This window comes from Paenibacillus sambharensis, assembly GCF_003233845.1.
Classification (GTDB): Bacteria; Bacillota; Bacilli; order Paenibacillales; family Paenibacillaceae; genus Paenibacillus_I; species Paenibacillus_I sambharensis.
Map to the genome: position 1 here is coordinate 476,656 of NZ_QKRB01000057.1, position 18,067 is coordinate 494,722.

Here is an 18,067-nt window from a genome sequence, read left to right on the forward strand (position 1 = left end):
GTCTACAGCCGGGCCGCTAGTCCCGGCTCTGAATAACCAGCAGCATCCCGCTCTTCACAGAGATGACGCCTTCATCCTTCAGCAGGATGTTGCTGATTCCCAGGGATTGGCCCATTACCAGCACTGCATCGGTAAGTCCGTATTGAAAGCCGTCAAGTGTGACACCGGTAACAACCGGTGTTAAGGGCAGCAGCGATACCTGATCGAATCCGGCTTTGCGGATGACGAGTTCGGCATCCGTAAGCCGGATTTCATTATGCGCATCGTCGATGACGGCGGGGACCCGGGCTTCGTTAGCTTTCACAAGCAGATGAATATTGGCGATAGAGTGGTCAAAGCGGGTGCCCAGCGCACCGATGAACCGGATTTCGGAGGGCTGGAAGCTAAGCGCCCTGATCATGGCAAGCTCGGTATCGGTATAATCCTTGTCAACCGGATCACAGGCTTCTGTCTTACGGCTCCGGCTTTGGATGAGCTCGAACTCGCCAGCCGTAACCGAATCAAAGTCTCCGATTGCAAGATGCGGTGTATAGCCGTTATTGATTAAGAAGAGGGCTCCGCTGTCTGCCCCTATCAGAATATCGTCCTGACGGATTGCTTGGAGAGCCCAGGGGCCAAGACGCCCGCCGGAAAAAATTAGTACGCGTGGTTGCATAGCGATCGTTCTTCCTTCCTGATTATCAGTCCATTAACTTGTCCAAATAGTATAACCCAAAATAAGGTTGCGTGCCTTAATCCGGGTCGCTACAATGAGGGGGGGCATTCTTAGGAAGCGCACATCATTTGCGCGCAGCACCATAGAGAAACACGGGGGGCACATACCTTGGATTGGGACATTTTCAGTGTTTTCAGCTTGATTGGAACGATCGCTTTTGCCGTTTCCGGCGCAATCGTTGCGATGGAGGAAGAGTACGACATTTTGGGTGTATTCGTGCTCGGTCTGGTGACAGCCTTTGGCGGAGGGGTGGTGCGGAATCTGCTGATCGGGGTGCCGATTACCACCTTATGGAGTCAGGGGTTTCTTCTAAAGACGGCAATTATAGCGATGGCTGTCGCTTTTATTCTTCCGGTAGGCTGGATACAGCATTGGCGCCGAAGTGAAGCATTTTTCGATGCGATTGGTTTGTCGGCTTTTGCTATTCAGGGCGCACTTTATGCCACACAGGAGGGGCATGCGCTCGCCGCGGTTATGGTGGCAGCTGTCATGACAGGGATAGGAGGCGGCATCATCCGGGATGTGCTTGCGGGACGCAAGCCGCTAGTGCTCCGGGATGAGATTTATGCCGTATGGGCAATGGCAGCCGGTGTTGTGATTGGGCTTGGCTGGGTCCACCGGACAGCGGAGCTGTTGGTATTATTTATCACTATTACGGTATTCCGGATGCTGTCAGTGCATTATAAGTGGAGACTTCCGCGTCGTTCGCTGAAGTATGCCATGTCGGAGTCGGTTCACCAGACGCACCAGATTTCACCTGCGGAGCTGCCTGGCGCTAGCGACGAGAAGAGAAGGGAGGAGATGCATTGATTCGTGTGCTGTTTGTCTGTTTAGGCAATATCTGCCGCTCTCCTATGGCAGAGGCAGTCCTGAGGCATCAAGCGGCAGAGGCCGGTCTGGACGAATTCATTCAAGTCGATTCAGCGGGCACGGGTGACTGGCATATCGGCAAGCCCCCGCACGAGGGAACAAGAATGCTGCTGGATGGCCTGGGCATCCGCCATGAAGGGATGAAAGCCCGCCAGGTAACGGCGGGCGATCTGGACAGCTTTGATTATGTTATCTGTATGGATGCGAGCAATGAACGCAATGTCAGAGCCCTGCGTGAAGCTGCCGGCTCCGCGCGGTTGTTCCGTTTCATGGAGCTGGTGGAAGGCCGGCAGGGGGAGGATGTACCCGACCCTTATTACACAGGGAATTTTCAGGAAGTATACGATCTGGTTCATACAGGCTGCCGGGCCCTTCTAGCGCAGATTATGAGAGATCATCATCTGGGACGGGCATGAACCTGGGGTGAGATCAGCGTGAACTTACTCGGGAAAGAACCATTTCAGTGCCCCCGGTACATCTTTTTGCCAGAAGCCCCACAGGTGCTTGCCGTCACGCTCGATATATTCGGGTCTGGCACCCTTGGATTCAAGAATTTGCCTGGCCTCCCGGTTCAAGGCGACGAAATCAAATATGCCGCGGTCGGTTTCGAAAGCGTTCTCCTGTAGTCCGATTGTCATATAGAGCTTCAAGTTCTGCACAATCCGTGAGTCCGCTTGCTCCAATACCTCAAGTGATGCCGGATAGTAGGCGCCGGACAGAGAGAGGACATTGCGGAATTTGGCTGGATGCTTCAGGGCAATATGCAGGGACACACTGCCGCCGAGGGATTCCCCGGCAATCAGAATATGCTCTGGTTCCTGTCTGACCGGCAGCCGCGCTTCAATAAACGGGACAAGCTCTTCAGCGAAGAATTGTACATAAGACTCGTGACGTTCGCCATCTGGGGCATATTCCGCAGTGCGAACCTTCTTGTCCACATCTACGCCTACAATAATCAGCGGTTCAATTTCGCCCTCGGCGATCATATTGGCTGCCTGCGTGGCGATACGTCCAAAATTAAAGAAGTCTTCACCGTCCTGACAGTAGATGACCGGGTAGCTTAACACTTCATTGTAACCAGGGGGCAGCATAATTCGTAAGTTTCGCTCTCCCTCTGCGAGCAATTGGCTCGGTACGGTTTCTTTAATGATCGTTCGTTTGACATGGGGAGTATTCGTCATGAAACATTCTCCTTTGTAATTGAATGGATTATTGCGCTTGAGGGTAAACAAAGTAGGTAAGTCTTGGCGCGGCGACGGCGATTATGGATGTTGTATTAATCTGTACTACATCATTGCTGTCTCTGTTATACAAACATTTTGCCCGGAAAAGCGTGAAAAAGCAAAGAAACATATGAGTTTTATCATATTTTTCTTTGACCAAAACGAATGAACAGGTTTATAATAATTCTATAACAGAGGCCAGTAAGATTTCAAATATTTAGATGGGGTGAACGATCTAATGAGCAAGCTGCCATATGAAGTGCAGACGGAGCCGGTTACACCGCTTACCGTCCTTTCACCTGAAGGTGAAGTTGTCAATCCGGATGCTATGCCGAACTTGACTGATGATCAATTGAAGGAAATTATGTACCGCATGGTATTCACCCGTACTTGGGATGAGCGTGCCGTTAACCTCGGCCGTCAGGGCCGTCTCGGTTTCTACGCTCCTGTATCCGGCCAGGAAGCATCAATGGTCGGCAGTGAGTATGCACTGAACAAGGATGATTTCGTATGTCCGGGCTACCGTGATATGCCGCAGCTGGTATGGCATGGTCTGCCGCTGTATCAGGCGTTCCTGTATTCCCGCGGTCACCAGCATGGTGGACAGATTCCAGAGGATGTACATGTACTTATGCCGCAAATCATCATCGGTGCACAGATTCTCCACGCTACCGGTGTTGGCATGGCGTTCAAGAAACGCGGCGAGAAGCGCGTTGCAATTACTTATACAGGTGACGGCGGTTCCTCCGAGGGCGATTTCTACGAGGGCTTGAACTTCGCCGGCGTATACAAGCTGCCTGTTATCTATTGTGTACAGAACAACCGTTATGCGATTACGACTCCTTTCGAGAAGCAGACAGCAGCGCTTTCGATCGCTCACAAGGCTGTAGCGGCTGGGGTGAAGGGCGTACAGGTTGACGGCATGGATGTGCTTGCAGTTATCAAGGCTGTTCAAGAAGCGGCTGAGCGCGGACGCAGCGGAGAGGGCGCAACGCTGATCGAGCTGTTGACGTACCGTTTCCGTCCACACTCGATGGCTGATGACACGACGAAGTACCGGACGAAGGAAGAAGAAGGCGAATGGAGCCTGAAGGATCCAATTATCCGCTTCGGCAAGTTCCTCGAGAAGAAGGGACTCTGGTCGGAAGAGGATACAGCACGGGTTAAGGAAGAAGCGAAGGCGACCGTGAACGAGCATATCAAGAAAGCAGAAGCAGCGGAGAAGATGACCGTAGCGGGCTTGATCGACTCCATGTTCGAAACGACGCCGAAGTACCTTGAAGAGCAAAAGGCCGATTTTGAATAATTGGGGAGGAACAAGCGATCATGGCTCAAATGAATATGAAAGAAGCAATCCGCGACGCAATGCGCGTGGAATTGAAGAACGACCCGAACGTACTTGTATTCGGTGAGGATGTCGGTAAAGTAGGCGGCGTATTCCGTGCAACGGAAGGGCTGCAGAAGGAATTCGGCGAAGACCGTGTATTTGATACACCGCTTGCGGAATCTGCTATTGCTGGTATGGCTGTCGGTATGGGTATCCAAGGCTTCCGTCCGGTAGCGGAAATTCAGTTCGTTGGTTTCATCTTCGAAGCGCTGGACCAGATGTTCATCCAGGCCGCTCGTATGCGTTACCGTTCAGGCGGACGCTACAACTCGCCAATCGTATTCCGTACCCCGTTCGGCGGCGGCGTTAAAGCAGCCGAGCTGCATACTGATGCTCTGGAGGGCCTTGCTCTTCAAACGCCGGGCATGAAGGTAATCGTACCTTCCAACCCTTATGATGCGAAGGGTCTGCTTGTTGCAGCTATCCGTGACAATGATCCTGTATTCTTTATGGAGCACCTCAACTTGTACCATGCTTTCCGTCAAGAAGTGCCGGAAGAGGCTTATACGGTTGAGATCGGCAAAGCAAATGTTGTCCGTGAAGGCAGCGATGTTACAATCATTGCTTACGGCATGATGGTCCATACTGCGCAGAAGGCTGCTGATGAGCTTGAGAAGCAGGGCGTAAAGGCAGAAGTAATCGACCTTCGTACCCTGATGCCGCTTGACATCGATACGATTGTAGCTTCCATCCAGAAGACGAACCGCGTTATCGTGGTGCAGGAAGCGCAGCGTTCTGCAGGCGCAGCCGCTGAAATTATTGCACAAATCAACGAGAAAGCCATTTTGCACCTGGAGGCTCCTGTTCTTCGTGTTGCAGGTCCGGATACCGTTTATCCGTTTGCCCAGATTGAGGATGCTTGGCTGCCTAGCCCTGCGCGCGTTATCGCAGCGGTTAACAAAGTACTGGAGTTCTAATAACAGCACCTCATTCAAGGTGCCGCGTAATACGATAAGGAGGTTTTCCAGGTGGCTAAATTTGAATACCGCTTCCCTGAGCTCGGCGAAGGCCTGCATGAAGGCGAGATCATCAAGATCAACATTAAAGCCGGCGACACGGTAACGGACGAAGATATTATCATGGAAGTACAAAATGACAAGGCGATCGTTGAGGTCCCTTGTCCGGTTAACGGCAAGGTTCTGGACGTTCTGGTGAAGGACGGTCAGGTATGCCATGTTGGTGAAGTGGTAGCGATTATTGACGCGGAAGGCGACGTTCCTGAACAGGCGCTCCCAGAGACTTCCCAAGGCCAGGAGAAGACTGAGCTGCCGGAGACGAAGGACAACGCAGTTCAAAAGGAAGCTCAGCCGCAGTCGGTTGCAGCTAACGAGCAGCCTGACAAATCCGAAGCCGAACAGGCAGGCCCTGTACTGGCTACGCCAAGCGTGCGCAAATATGCACGTGAGCAGGGTGTGGAGATTTCTCAGATCAAGGGCAGCGGCAAGAACGGCCGTATCACACGTGAGGATGTAACGAAGTTCGCAGCTGGCGGCGGACAACAGCCTGCTGAAGATGCGGCTGCAGTAGCAGCGAAGGGTGCGGGTGAAGCGAAGCCGGCTCATGTGACTACTGCGACGGGCGACCGTCCTGAAGAGCGCGTTCCGTTCAAGGGCATCCGTAAAATCATCGCTGGTGCTATGTCTAAGTCTGTATACACAGCACCGCATGTTACGCTGATGGATGAAGTGGATGTAACGAAGCTGGTAGAGCTTCGCGCCAAAGCCAAACCGGTTGCAGAGAAGAAGGGTGTCAAGCTGACTTATCTGCCATTTATCGTGAAGGCTCTGGTTGGTGCGCTTCGTGAATTCCCGATCATGAACGCTATGCTCGATGAAGAGAAACAGGAAATTGTATTCAAGAAATACTACAACGTAGGTATTGCCGCTGACACAGATAACGGTCTGATTGTACCGGTTGTTCAAGATGCGGACCGCAAGAGCATCTGGATGCTGGCCAATGAAATTCGCGATCTGGCAACCCGCGGCCGTGACGGCAAGCTGGCTCCGCATGAGCTGAAGGGCAGCACCATGACGATTACGAACATTGGCTCTGCCGGCGGTATGTTCTTCACACCGGTCATTAACTTCCCAGAGGTTGCTATTCTCGGAACAGGCCGGATTTCGGAGAAGGCTGTTGTCAAAGGCGGAGAGATCGTTGCCGCACCTGTTATGGCATTGTCACTAAGCTTCGACCATCGTCTGATCGATGGCGCAACTGCCCAGAATTTCATGAACTACATCAAGCAGCTTCTGGCTGATCCTGAGCTTCTCATTATGGAGGTGTAATATCATGGTAGTAGGAGACGCTTCTCTTGATATTGATACGTTAGTCATTGGTGCAGGTCCAGGGGGATACGCGGCCGCCATTCGTGCGGCCCAGCTGGGTCAATCCGTATTGTGTGTAGACCGCCAGTATGTTGGCGGCGTGTGCCTGAACGTTGGATGTATTCCATCCAAAGCGCTGATCTCTGCAGCTCATCAATATGAGTCTATTGCTCATGCAGCTGACATGGGTATCGAAGCTGGTGAGCCTAAGGTTCACTGGGACAAAGTGCAGGAGTTCAAGAATGGCGTTGTCAAGAAGCTGACCGGCGGTGTAGGACAGCTGCTGAAGGGCAACAAGGTTCAATTCTTCAGCGGTGAAGTTATGTTCATCAACGAGAACGAAGCGCGCGTCTTTAACGACCAGGAAGCGCCGCGTTACCGCTTCAAGAACTGTATTATCGCTACCGGCTCCCGTCCGATTGAGCTGAAGGCATTCCCTTATGGCGGACGTATCATCTCTTCCACGGAAGCCTTGTCACTGCCTGAGCTGCCTAAGAGCATGATTGTAATCGGCGGCGGCTATATCGGCGTTGAGCTTGGCCAGATGTACTCGAAGTTCGGTACCCAGGTAACGGTTATTGAGGGCTCCGATACGATTCTTCCAGGCTTCGATACGGATATGTCCCGTCTTGTTACGAAGAAGCTAAAGGACAAGAACGTTGAGATTCATACGAACGCAATGGCCAAATCGGCTGAACAGACCGATAAGGATGTAACGCTCACTTATGAAGTGAACGGAGAACAGAAGACCGTTACAGCTGATTATCTGCTGGTTACGGTTGGCCGCCGTCCGAACACAGATGGCGAGCTTGGCCTCGACTTGATTAATATCAAGATGAATGAGCGCGGTTATATTGAAGTAGATGACCAGTGCCGTACGAACATCCCGCACATCTACGCAATTGGTGATATCATTGCCGGTCCTGCTCTTGCTCATAAAGCAACTTATGAAGCGAAGGTTGCAGCTGAGGCGCTTGCGGGTATGCCAAGCAAGATCGATTACAAGAGCATCCCGCTTGTTGTATTCGCTGATCCTGAGTGCGCGAGCGTGGGCTACAGCGAGAAGGAAGCGAAGGAGAAAGGCTACAATGTGAAGATTGGACGCTTCCCGTTCAATATCAACGGCCGTGCACTTTCCCTTAATGCTACAGACGGTTTCGTGAAAATCATCTCTGACGCAGATACCGGCCTGATCCTCGGTACTCAAATTGCGGGTGCGGAAGCTTCCAACATGATCGCTGAGCTTGGTCTTGCGATTGAGATGGGCGCTACGATGGAAGATCTTGCCCTGACGATCCATGGTCATCCTACGCTTGGCGAGATCGTTATGGAAGCGGCTGAAGTAGGTCTTGGCCATCCGATTCACACAATTGTAAAATAAGATACCATTACCGGAGCTTTATCCGTAATGTATGGGAGGCCAGCCGCATGTTGCGGCGGCCTCTTTTTGCAAACTGAAAGCACATAAGCCAAGGTAAAAGCAGGCAAGAGGCAGAGGGAAGAAGGAGGAGCCGATATGGCAGAAGTGATGGAGCAGCCGGTGAGCAAGCCGTGCAGCGCTTCCAGATCCATTATGACGCAGCTTATTTTTCCCGAGGATACCAACCATCACGGCACAATGTTCGGCGGCAAGGTGATGGAGTATATCGATAAGATCGCCGCTATTGCGGGTCTCAGGCATGCCAGAAGGCAGGTGGTTACCGCGTCCAGCGACAGTCTGGATTTTCTGGCCCCGATCCGGCTCGGCGAAGTCATCCAGCTGGAAGCCTTCGTCACATGGACCCACCGTTCCTCAATGGAGATCTATGTGAAGGTAGAGGCCGAAAATATGTACACCGGTGACCGGCAGACGATGGTAACATCGTTCCTCACCTTCGTGGCGCTTGATGAACAGGGCAAGCCGGCTGCTGTACCTGCAGTGGTTCCGGAGACCGAAGAGGAAATTCAGCTGCATAAATCGGCCCCTGAGCGCTATGAGCTCAGACGCAAGCGTAAGCTGGAACGGCGACAAAACGGGGTTTAAATGATACAATAATACGACAGATACTGTGTGTGAGGTGTAAAGGTGAGAAACTATCTGGATCTGCTTCAGGATATCTTGGACCATGGCATTGAGAAGGAAGACCGCACGGGGACAGGCACGTATTCGGTTTTCGGCCGCCAGCTGCGCTTCGATCTGTCGGAAGGTTTTCCGCTTGTAACAACGAAGAAAATGCATGTGAAGTCAATCATTCACGAGCTTCTGTGGTTTCTTAAGGGCGAGACGAATGTTCGTTATCTTCAGGAAAATGGCGTCCGCATCTGGAACGAATGGGCGGATGAGAATGGCGAACTCGGGCCTGTATACGGCTCGCAGTGGAGAGCTTGGCAGGGGGCGGATGGCCGGAAAATCGACCAGATCGCTCAGGTTGTCGAATCCATACGGAATAATCCTGATTCCCGAAGACACATTGTAAGCGCCTGGAATGTTGCGGAGATCGATCAGATGAAGCTGCCTCCGTGCCACTTCGTATTCCAGTTCTATGTGGCTGCAGGCAAGCTGTCCTGCATGCTGACGATGCGTTCCTCGGATACCTTCCTGGGGCTTCCCTTCAACATTGCCCAATATGCGCTGTTAACCCATATGATCGCCCAGCAGTGTGATCTTGAGGTCGGAGACTTCATCTATTCCGGCGGAGATGTACACATCTACAAGGATCACATCGAGCAGGTCAAGCTTCAGTTGACGCGCGAGCCTTATCCGCTGCCTAAGCTTGTGATCAAGCGTAAGCCGGATTCTATCTTCGATTATGTGTTCGAGGATTTCGAAATTGTCGATTATGTCAGCCACCCGGCCATCAAGGCGAAGGTATCGGTATAGAACGATTCAGGAGGGACGCACATGACGATTACAATGATTGCCGCCATGGCGCGCAACCGGGTTATCGGGGCAGATAATGATCTGCCCTGGAAGCTTCCCGACGATATGGCTTTTTTCAAGCGGACAACCTTGAATACGACGGTGCTGATGGGACGGAAGACGCTGGAATCGTTCCACGGGCCTCTCAAGAACCGGACGAATGTCGTACTGACCCGTAACAAGGATTTTCATATGGAAGGCTGTCAGGTTGTTCATTCGGTGGACGAAGCGCTTCACAAATACGGCAGCCATGATCTCATGGTCATTGGGGGAGCGGAAATCTATCAACAGCTCCTGCCTCACGCAGACACTATCCTGCTTACTGAGGTGGATGCCGAGGTAGAGGGGGATGCCCGCTTCCCTGATTTTCCTGCCGAGGAATGGGCGCTAACCGAAAGTGCTTATCATCCTGCGGATGATCGTCATGCATATTCATTTCATTTCAATACTTACACAAGACGATCCGGCAAGGAATAAATGTGAGTGGTTGATTCACGAACATATGCCATAAAGTGCAAATGATTATACGGAAAATCCATTATCGTTCCCTTGTCAAAATGCTAGGATGTTCTATTATAAGCGTCAAAAATTGCAAGCGGTGCCGGGTACACAATGCCATGTCGAAAATGGTATAATAATTAGATATAAATGTATAGCCATGCATAGCCGCTTAGGATGCAGAGATATCCGGTTATGTCGTTAATAATCTATATAATAGATTTTGTAAATAGAGTGCTGGATGGTTTTTTTCATTGAATTCATCCGGATTTCCTACTATAGTTTATTGAGAGGGTAGTTACGGTAACTAGCAATTAGAGGGGGAACTGTGAGCATGTCGACACCAACAGGTTTTATGGAATACAAGCGGGAGCTGCCGGCTGACCGCGATCCGCTTGAGCGGATCAAGGATTGGGAAGAGTTTCACAAGCATTTCTCGGAGGATCAGCTTCGCACACAGGGCGCTCGCTGCATGGATTGCGGTACGCCTTACTGTCATACAGGAGTAGAGATGGCCGGAGGAGCTTCGGGCTGTCCGGTTAATAACCTGATACCAGAATGGAACAACCTTGTTTACCGCGGACTGTGGCGGGAAGCGCTTGACCGTCTTCACAAGACGAACAACTTTCCGGAATTTACTGGACGTGTATGTCCTGCTCCGTGCGAGGGGTCGTGTACGGTAGGTCTGATCGGTGACTCGGTTACGATTAAGACAATTGAACAGGCTATTATAGATAAAGGCTTTGATGAGGGCTGGGTTGTTCCTCAGCCGCCGGAAGTACGTACAGGCAAGCGTGTAGCTGTTGTCGGTTCCGGTCCTGCAGGCATGGCATGTGCGGCTCAGCTTAATAAAGCCGGCCATTCGGTGACTGTATATGAGCGCGCCGACCGGATTGGCGGACTGCTGACATACGGCATTCCGACTATGAAGCTGGATAAGAAGGTCGTTCAGCGCCGTGTTGATCTGCTGGCAGCAGAAGGCGTTGACTTCGTAACCAATACGGAAATCGGCAAGGACATTGCAGCCAAAGAACTGGTTGATTCGTTTGATGCAGTCGTACTGTGCGGCGGCGCAACGAAGGCGCGTGATGTCAGCATGGAAGGCCGTGAGAACAAAGGCATCTATCCGGCAATGGATTTCCTTAACGCAACGATCAAGAGCTACTTGGACTCCAATCTGGAGGACGGTAATTATATTTCCGCTAAAGACAAGAATGTTATTGTAATCGGCGGCGGCGACACCGGTACGGACTGCGTAGCTACAGCGCTTCGCCATGGCTGCAAATCCGTAACCCAGTTCGGTACACATGCGAAGGCCCCACTGGAGCGTGATCCGATTACTAATCCTTGGCCGCAATTCCCGAATGTTTATACATTGGATTATGCCCAAGAAGAGGCCAAAGCAATCTTCGGTGAAGATCCGCGTGCATTCTCCGTGCTGACCAAGAAGTTTGTTGGCGATGAGAACGGTAACGTGACCGAGCTTCACACCGTCAATATCGAGCGTCATGTTGATGAGACCGGCCGCAAGATCTATAAAGAAATTCCAGGCACTGAGAAGGTTTGGAAGGCGGATCTTGTGCTGATCGCAGTCGGCTTCGAAGGACCTGAGAACATGCTGGTTGAACAGCTTGGTCTGGACCAGGACCGCCGTACGAACGTCAAAGCTCCATACGGCAAGTATACGACTAATGTGGATAAAGTATTTGCGGCAGGCGATATGCGCCGCGGCCAGAGCCTTGTAGTTTGGGCGATTAACGAAGGACGCGAAGCTGCACGCGAAGTAGACAAATATTTGATGGGATCCTCGATCCTGCCTTAATGAATACAAGCTGCTAAGCAGCAGTCAGATTAAGAAGCGCCGTAAGGCGCTTTTTTCTGACTTTACAGCAGGTCATGTTATGATGGAGTAAAGTTAAAGGAGGCAATAGGTGTGATTAAGTATGGATCTGATACGATTACTGAGCTGAAGCTGACCAGTCTTGTACCGGTACGGATTGAAGTACGTTCGGACCAGTGGGTGGATATTGAGCTGAGGTTCGATCTGGCTGCCGGGAGTGCTGAGATTCCCAGCGACTTGATTGATTTAACCGCTCTGGTTATCACGAATCTGGAAGGCATGATTGTTCAGGTCGTTCCCCAGGATGAAGGGATCGATTGCGAGTACCAGTTCACGTTTAAGGAGAAGGAACAGCTTTCGAAGTTCATTCAAACGCATGCTATGCAGGACAGGATTGCACAGCTTGTATCCGGACAGGAAGTTTAATGGGATAAAATAAAGACACGACATGAGGCATCGGATATGCGGACGCGGGAGGTAAGGGACATTGGCTGAGGATGAAGCCTCCATCTTAACGATGGAGGAGATCGGAAATATCCGACGATATGTCCGGGGTAAGTATAAAGAACTGCCACCCTCCCGGCAGGCGGACATTATAGCCGATGCTATCAAGAGGGCGATATACCTTCAATTGCCGGAACTGCCAGTTCCGAGCAAGCAGGAGCTTGCTGATATCCTTATCCGCAGCGTGGTCGCGGCAGAGCAGCGTTCAGTGAGACCGGGAGACGTATTAGCCGCAGCTTTGAAGCTGCCCATAGCAGAAGAGGTAGTGGATGTTCCTTTACGCAGATGGTTGGTCAAGCAATCGGGCGTGAACCTTTCAGAAGAGTCAGCAGGGCACCTCCTGCACAATCTTCGTGATTTTCTACAAACATCAACAGACCCCGAGGTGCTCTGGCGCCATGTTAGTCAACCGCTCCAAGAGGTGGCAGCAACAGCGGAAGCGCAAGCAGCGGGGAATAACGATGATTTGTCACCGGTACAAACAGGCGGGATCACAAAATCCATCCGGGCAGGCAAGTCTGCTGCTGTCACTGCATTTTTCCTGCTGTTGTTTACAGGCTTAAGTTTAATTACTCTGCTATATGGCTGGAACAGCCCCGTGAAAGATTTGGACAAGAAACCGGGGACAGTTGACGACTCCCCAACGGCAATCGACAGTCCAGTGTATCCGGCGCCGACCAGCTATTATAAAGGCAATGAACTGCCTGCTGGTCTGCGGTATACGCTCGTTAACGAGGAAAAGCTGAAGCTGTACTTGAAAAAGAGATCGTCACTGCTGGCTGAATCTCCTTATTTTGAAGCGATCATAAATGCGGCACAGGTGTTCGATATTCATCCGCTGCTGCTGTTTGCCATAACCGGGCAGGAGCAGGGCTTTGTGCCTCACACGAACAAGAGTGCGCTGCAAATTGCCAATAATCCGTTTAACGTCTACCACAGCTGGCAGGACTTTAACACGGACATAAGCGACTCTGCGGCTATTGCTGCCCGGACGATCGTTCGGCTAAGCAGGGACAAGCCGGACAATGTGGAGCCGATCCGCTGGCTTAACCGGCAGTATGCCGAAGACCCTAATTGGCATAAAGGTGTCACTAGTATTTTTGCAAGCATGCAGGCTTTTGTTCAGGAATAGCTGAACTATCGACTCTCTGCAATAATTCATACATACATAGCGTTATCAAAATCAGAAGCGTGAAGGCTCTTTCAATCCTGTTGTGCTATGCCAGGCATGCATGGATTTGAAACGGATCTTTGCGCTTTTTGCTGTGTCTAAACTTTACTTTCCCTTACCTTATAAGAGAAGTTCTAAAGCCTCTTTGAGACACAAGCGGGTTCCATTAAGCCGAGTCTGTACGTTCCTGCTGCGATAAGCTGGCGAAGAAGCAACAGATTCCGTAACTGAAAGGCTGTGTCCACTACAATGTCTGCAAAACTGCTGTCCATGAAGAAGCCGGCTCTTAATACGTATAATCTCTATGCGAGTCTCCTTTCATTAATTGGACCTGAGGAGAATGCGTGGAGCTGGGTAATGAATCATTTTATACAGATCGTGCGGTTCAATTCCTATCAGACCTACTTCTTTGATACTCACCGCTTGCTGTATCATCACTGCCCTTGGGTGGACGCCTTCTGTATACCCAAATCCATGATCGGGACAAGCGATTCATCCCTTTCTGGCTTTATTAAGGAGCAGCTTGAACGGGATACCTACCTTTGGCTAAGTGCCGACCAATATTACTTATCAGCCTCGCCCCTGCACCAGAAGCATCATTTTGTCCATGAGCTGTTCCTGTTTGGCTATGACGAGCGGCAGAATATCGTGCATATTGCTGATCACTTCAAGGATGGAAGATATGAACATGCCGTATGCAGCTTTGACGAGCTGGAGCAGGCGTTTCGGAGCTCATACGCACAAGGGAAGTTCGCTGATCAGGTTTATCTCTTTAGTAAGCATATGAATATGCAGGACGAGTTCAACGCTGAACAGGTGTACTTCCTGCTTGACGCTTACCTGAATGCGAAGGATACGTTTCATTATAACAAGAGTGATAACTGCATGTACGGAGTCGCTGCTCTGGAACAGCTGCCCGCAGATTTGCTAAGGCTTGTTGAAGGCACACATGCGGATCTCAGACCCTTCCAACTGCTTTGGGAGAGAAGTGAGCTTATGGCGAGCCGTATCCAATATATGAACTTGCGGCTTCAGCTTGATGCGGACAACCGGCTGCTTCGGACAGCCATGACACAGAAGAATGCCATTCAGGCCATCCGGAATCTCTTGACCAAGTTTAATCTATCGGGAAATGAGGTTTTGCTGAACCGTTCTCAATCTCTGCTGCGGCAGTATATCGAGGAGGAGAAGAGGTGGATTCCGGAGCTTATGACAGCAGTATCACGGACAATAGGATAGGAGAAGATTAATTAACGTGGTATAATAACGGGTGGGTAATAGAGCGGATGATAGATTGATTGATAGAATGGATCCTATCATATGTTTACATAAAATATATTATGGAATCTCTTGAGATATGGAGTGCAGCTGCTGTGAAAACACTGATTATTGCCGAAAAACCGGATATGGGCCGAACGATTGCGGCTGTAATCGAGCCGAAGGCTCAAAATCGCCGTACCTACCTTGAAGGAGAACGGTATATTATTACCTGGGCCATTGGCCATCTGGTATCACTGGCAGAGCCAGACCAGTATGACGCGCGCTACAAGCGCTGGAATGCCGATGACCTGCCAATTATCCCAGATACCTTCAAGCTGTGGCCTAACCCCCGGACTAAGGATCAGCTGAAGACGATCGGGGAGCTCGCCAAGCGGTGCGGCGACATGGTCAACGCGTGCGATGCGGGGCGGGAGGGACAGCTGATCTTCCATCTGATTGCCAGGTATCTGAAGCTTAGGCAGCCGGTTCGCAGGCTGTGGATATCCGATCTGACGCCCGAAACGATACGCAAGGGCTTCGAAGCAATGAAGAGCGATGCGGATTATGAACCTCTGACACGTGCTGCCAAAGCAAGAAGTGAAGCCGACTGGCTGATCGGAATGAATGCGTCGAGAGCATTTACCATACGGCACCGTGCTCTCTTGTCGGTAGGGAGGGTACAGACACCTGTACTATCGCTTATTTACGACCGCTATCAAGAGATTACCAATTTCAAGCCGGAAACCTACTATCTGCTGCACGGGCATTTTAAATCGGGGGAAACCGCCTACCGGGGACTGTGGCAGGGCGACCGGCTGACTGACAAGGAGAAAGCAGAGGCGCTTGCTGCCAAGGTAGATGGCAAAGAAGGCCGGGTGGCATCCTATGAGGTTAACGAGCAGAAGGAGTATCCTTACCGTCTGTATGACCTGACGCTTCTGCAGCGGGAAGCGAATGGGAAATACGGCTTCTCCGCGAAGAAGACGCTTGATATAGCTCAGGCTCTCTATGAGAAGCACAAAGTCATCAGTTACCCGCGTACTAACTCCAACTATGTAACAGAGGAAAATATTCCGGTCATGCACAAGACGCTGCAAATGCTGCAGTCGGGCACAACTTACGGTGACTTGGCCAGACAGGCGGATCAAGGCAGAGTGCATAAAGGGAATAAGGCGGTCTGTAATCCTTCCAAGGTAGAGGATCATCATGCGATTTTGCCTACAGCCAAGAAAGCCGGAAATCTGTCTGCGGACGAACAGAAGATTTACGACTTGGTTGTCCGGCGGTTTCTTTCGCATTTCTTCCCGCCAGCTGTATACCGGCATCATGAGCTGCTTACCGCCGTTGAAGAGGAAACCTTTAAGACGAAGGTCAAGGAGCTCGTTGAGCTGGGCTGGAAGATCGTCCTTCCCGATGCCGGACAGGAACCGGCGAAGGGGCGCGGGAAGCGCAAGAAGGATGACGGAGCAGACGAGGCCGAGGATGAGACACTAATCCTGGACGGAGGCTTCAATCTTCGAGCTGGGGATCCGGTAAAATGCCGGAAAACAGAGATAACAGAGAAGTCCACACAGCCGCCCAAGTCATTTACTGAGGGTACGCTGCTTAAAGCGATGGAAGGTGCAGGCAGGTCAATCGAGGATGACGAGCTGCGTGAGGCCATGAAGGATACCGGTCTTGGCACACCGGCTACACGAGCGTCCACAATTGAGAGGCTGAAGCAGGTCGGTTATATTACACTCGCCGGCAAGAAGCTTGATATTACGGCCAAAGGCATTGCGGCTGTTGAGCTGATCCGGGATGCAGGGGTAGAGGTGCTGACTTCACCGGAAATGACCGGCCGCTGGGAGCAGAGGCTTCATCAAATCTCCAAAGGCGAAGCATCCGATGAGAAATTTATGGATAATGTCAAGCGCTTTGCCGCCATGGTCGTTGAGAAGGTCAGCCGCCAGCTGCCATCATCGGCTGAAGTGTTCAAGGAGGAGCGGGAACGCCGCAAGTCGGGCAAAGGCTCCAGAAGCTCCCGGGCAGCCGCCGGCACCGGCCGGAATACCCGGGCAGCAGCCACCCCTTCGACAACAGGAGACGGGCCAGCGGCCGTTAAGCCTGTACGCGCAGCCAAGGAGAGCGGGAAGAAGCAGCAGACGCTTCCTGCTTGTCCGCGGACCGGCTGTGGCGGCACTTTAATAGAAGGCAAGCGAGGCTTTGGCTGCAGCCGTTACAGAGAAGGCTGTACATTCGTGATCTGGAAGGGATTTGAAGGCAAGACGATAACCGCTTCGATGGCGGCTTCGTTGGTGGAGAAAGGTGAAACACGCAAGCTGTCCTTCAAGCGCGGGCAGACAGAAGTGAAAGGCAAGCTGATTCTCGAAGACAGGGAGAGCGGCAGGATTACAACAATGCTGGATTCCTGAACAGTGAAACCCTGGCCTGTCGCGGCAGTGCCTGACCAATAGAAGAAACGAGGAGAATGGTTGTGTCTGATTATAATAGGGCTTCCGGAGGGGCCGGTGATTACCAGAGCTTGTTGAAGGCTGATTGTGAGCAGTGCTTCGGCTTGTGCTGCGTTTCACTGCCGTTTGCCGTTTCGGCTGACTTTGCGATGGACAAGGACGCCGGCAGTCCGTGCGGCAGCCTGCAGGAGGATTTTCGCTGCGGCATTCATGCCGGACTAAGGGATCTGGGCTTCCGCGGCTGCACGGTCTATGACTGCTTTGGCGCGGGTCAGCAGGTGTCGCAGGTTACCTTTAAAAGCCGCAGCTGGCGGCAGGCGCCGGAATCAGCTAAGCTGATGTTCGAAGTGTTCCCTGTCATGCGGCAGCTTCATGAAATGCTGTGGTACTTGGCGGACGCCTTGACTCGTGAGCCGGCTCGTCCTATACATGCAGCACTTCAAGACATGATGGGCAAGACGAAACGGCTCACTCAACTGGATGCCGATTCCATTAACGGTATAGATGTAGTGTCCCACCGCGCTGAAGTGAATGAGCTTCTAATTAAGACAAGCGAGTTTGTACGGGCGGAAGCGGCACGGTTAACCAAAAGCTCCTCAGGCCGCCGCAAGACTTACAGCAGGGGAATGGATCTGGTTGGCGCCAAGCTGAAGGGGGCCGACCTAAGAGGTGCGAACCTGCGGGGGGCTTACTTGATAGCGGCAGATTTAAGGGAAGCTGATCTGCGGTGGGCTGATCTGATAGGAGCAGATATGCGGGATGCTGATATCCGGGGTGCCGATCTAACAGGAAGTCTCTTCCTGGTACAGGGACAGGTTAATTCGGCTAAAGGGGATGCCGGGACCAAGCTTCCGCCATCACTGTCAAGACCCAGCCACTGGGCCAGCGGCGCTGAGCGCCGGTGACCTGGCATGGGAGCAGCG

Annotated in this window: 17 protein-coding genes; 15 read left to right on the forward strand and 2 right to left on the reverse strand. The window is 51.8% G+C overall.

From position 1 onward, the window contains the following. Window positions 1–16 precede the first annotated feature (16 nt). Window positions 17–655 carry a thiamine diphosphokinase gene (locus DNH61_RS23980; RefSeq protein ID WP_111149346.1) on the reverse strand — a complete coding sequence of 213 codons (639 nt, stop codon included), beginning with the start codon at window positions 653–655 and terminating at the stop codon, window positions 17–19. Window positions 656–823: 168 nt separating this feature from the next. Between DNH61_RS23980 and DNH61_RS23985 the strand changes: the two genes are divergently transcribed. Then, the gene (locus DNH61_RS23985) at window positions 824–1,525 is read left to right on the forward strand and encodes a trimeric intracellular cation channel family protein (RefSeq protein ID WP_111149347.1); all 702 of its coding nucleotides are present in this window, start codon (window positions 824–826) and stop codon (window positions 1,523–1,525) included. Continuing rightward, entirely contained in the window at window positions 1,522–2,001 is a 480-nt protein-coding gene (locus DNH61_RS23990) for a low molecular weight protein-tyrosine-phosphatase (RefSeq protein ID WP_111149348.1), read from the forward strand. Before DNH61_RS23985 ends, DNH61_RS23990 begins: the two co-directional genes overlap by 4 nt. 24 nt (window positions 2,002–2,025) lie before the next feature. Here DNH61_RS23990 and DNH61_RS23995 read toward each other — a convergent pair whose 3' ends face one another. Next, window positions 2,026–2,766 carry an alpha/beta hydrolase gene (locus DNH61_RS23995; protein ID WP_111149349.1) on the reverse strand — a complete coding sequence of 247 codons (741 nt, stop codon included), beginning with the start codon at window positions 2,764–2,766 and terminating at the stop codon, window positions 2,026–2,028. 280 nt (window positions 2,767–3,046) lie between these two features. On the opposite strand from DNH61_RS23995, the gene pdhA reads away from it, so the two are divergent. From pdhA to DNH61_RS24060, 13 genes are all read left to right on the forward strand, one after another. Continuing rightward, window positions 3,047–4,114, forward strand: a complete 1,068-nt coding sequence (pdhA, locus tag DNH61_RS24000; RefSeq protein WP_111149350.1) for a pyruvate dehydrogenase (acetyl-transferring) E1 component subunit alpha — start codon at window positions 3,047–3,049, stop codon at window positions 4,112–4,114. Window positions 4,115–4,134: 20 nt separating this feature from the next. Then, window positions 4,135–5,112 carry an alpha-ketoacid dehydrogenase subunit beta gene (locus DNH61_RS24005; protein WP_111149351.1) on the forward strand — a complete coding sequence of 326 codons (978 nt, stop codon included), beginning with the start codon at window positions 4,135–4,137 and terminating at the stop codon, window positions 5,110–5,112. Window positions 5,113–5,163: 51 nt separating this feature from the next. After that, on the forward strand, window positions 5,164–6,480 hold the full coding sequence (locus tag DNH61_RS24010; RefSeq protein ID WP_111149352.1) for a dihydrolipoamide acetyltransferase family protein: 1,317 nt from the start codon (window positions 5,164–5,166) through the stop codon (window positions 6,478–6,480). Between the two features lie 4 nt (window positions 6,481–6,484). Beyond that, on the forward strand, window positions 6,485–7,900 hold the full coding sequence (lpdA, locus tag DNH61_RS24015; RefSeq protein ID WP_111149353.1) for a dihydrolipoyl dehydrogenase: 1,416 nt from the start codon (window positions 6,485–6,487) through the stop codon (window positions 7,898–7,900). 135 nt (window positions 7,901–8,035) lie between these two features. Beyond that, a complete protein-coding gene (locus tag DNH61_RS24020; RefSeq protein WP_425452309.1) occupies window positions 8,036–8,542 on the forward strand; it encodes an acyl-CoA thioesterase in 507 nt (168 codons plus the stop codon). A gap of 42 nt (window positions 8,543–8,584) precedes the next feature. After that, window positions 8,585–9,379, forward strand: coding sequence for a thymidylate synthase (thyA, locus tag DNH61_RS24025; RefSeq protein WP_111149354.1), 795 nt, complete (start codon window positions 8,585–8,587; stop codon window positions 9,377–9,379). A gap of 21 nt (window positions 9,380–9,400) precedes the next feature. Further along, entirely contained in the window at window positions 9,401–9,895 is a 495-nt protein-coding gene (locus tag DNH61_RS24030; protein ID WP_111149355.1) for a dihydrofolate reductase, read from the forward strand. A 355-nt stretch (window positions 9,896–10,250) separates the two neighbouring features. After that, window positions 10,251–11,738, forward strand: coding sequence for a glutamate synthase subunit beta (locus DNH61_RS24035; RefSeq protein WP_111149356.1), 1,488 nt, complete (start codon window positions 10,251–10,253; stop codon window positions 11,736–11,738). Between the two features lie 111 nt (window positions 11,739–11,849). Next, on the forward strand, window positions 11,850–12,182 hold the full coding sequence (locus tag DNH61_RS24040; RefSeq protein WP_111149357.1) for a hypothetical protein: 333 nt from the start codon (window positions 11,850–11,852) through the stop codon (window positions 12,180–12,182). A gap of 61 nt (window positions 12,183–12,243) precedes the next feature. Further along, a complete protein-coding gene (locus DNH61_RS24045) occupies window positions 12,244–13,392 on the forward strand; it encodes a glucosaminidase domain-containing protein (protein ID WP_111149358.1) in 1,149 nt (382 codons plus the stop codon). Window positions 13,393–13,680: 288 nt separating this feature from the next. After that, window positions 13,681–14,670 (forward strand): hypothetical protein, encoded by a 990-nt coding sequence (locus DNH61_RS24050; RefSeq protein WP_111149359.1) that lies wholly within the window; start codon window positions 13,681–13,683, stop codon window positions 14,668–14,670. A 134-nt stretch (window positions 14,671–14,804) separates the two neighbouring features. Beyond that, entirely contained in the window at window positions 14,805–17,105 is a 2,301-nt protein-coding gene (locus DNH61_RS24055) for a type IA DNA topoisomerase (RefSeq protein ID WP_111149360.1), read from the forward strand. Between the two features lie 62 nt (window positions 17,106–17,167). Then, the gene (locus DNH61_RS24060; RefSeq protein ID WP_245948307.1) at window positions 17,168–18,049 is read left to right on the forward strand and encodes a pentapeptide repeat-containing protein; all 882 of its coding nucleotides are present in this window, start codon (window positions 17,168–17,170) and stop codon (window positions 18,047–18,049) included. Window positions 18,050–18,067 lie beyond the last annotated feature (18 nt).

Bases quoted from the DNA above. Each gene is read 5' to 3' on its own strand.
- DNH61_RS24005 (WP_111149351.1), top strand. From the start codon at position 4,135: ATGGCTCAAATGAATATGAAAGAAGCAATCCGCGACGCAATGCGCGTG.
- lpdA (WP_111149353.1), top strand. From the start codon at position 6,485: ATGGTAGTAGGAGACGCTTCTCTTGATATTGATACGTTAGTCATTGGT.
- DNH61_RS24030 (WP_111149355.1), top strand. From the start codon at position 9,401: ATGACGATTACAATGATTGCCGCCATGGCGCGCAACCGGGTTATCGGG.
- DNH61_RS23980 (WP_111149346.1), bottom strand. From the start codon at position 655: ATGCAACCACGCGTACTAATTTTTTCCGGCGGGCGTCTTGGCCCCTGG.
- DNH61_RS24020 (WP_425452309.1), top strand. From the start codon at position 8,036: ATGGCAGAAGTGATGGAGCAGCCGGTGAGCAAGCCGTGCAGCGCTTCC.
- DNH61_RS23995 (WP_111149349.1), bottom strand. From the start codon at position 2,766: ATGACGAATACTCCCCATGTCAAACGAACGATCATTAAAGAAACCGTA.
- pdhA (WP_111149350.1), top strand. From the start codon at position 3,047: ATGAGCAAGCTGCCATATGAAGTGCAGACGGAGCCGGTTACACCGCTT.
- DNH61_RS24035 (WP_111149356.1), top strand. From the start codon at position 10,251: ATGTCGACACCAACAGGTTTTATGGAATACAAGCGGGAGCTGCCGGCT.
- DNH61_RS24050 (WP_111149359.1), top strand. From the start codon at position 13,681: ATGTCTGCAAAACTGCTGTCCATGAAGAAGCCGGCTCTTAATACGTAT.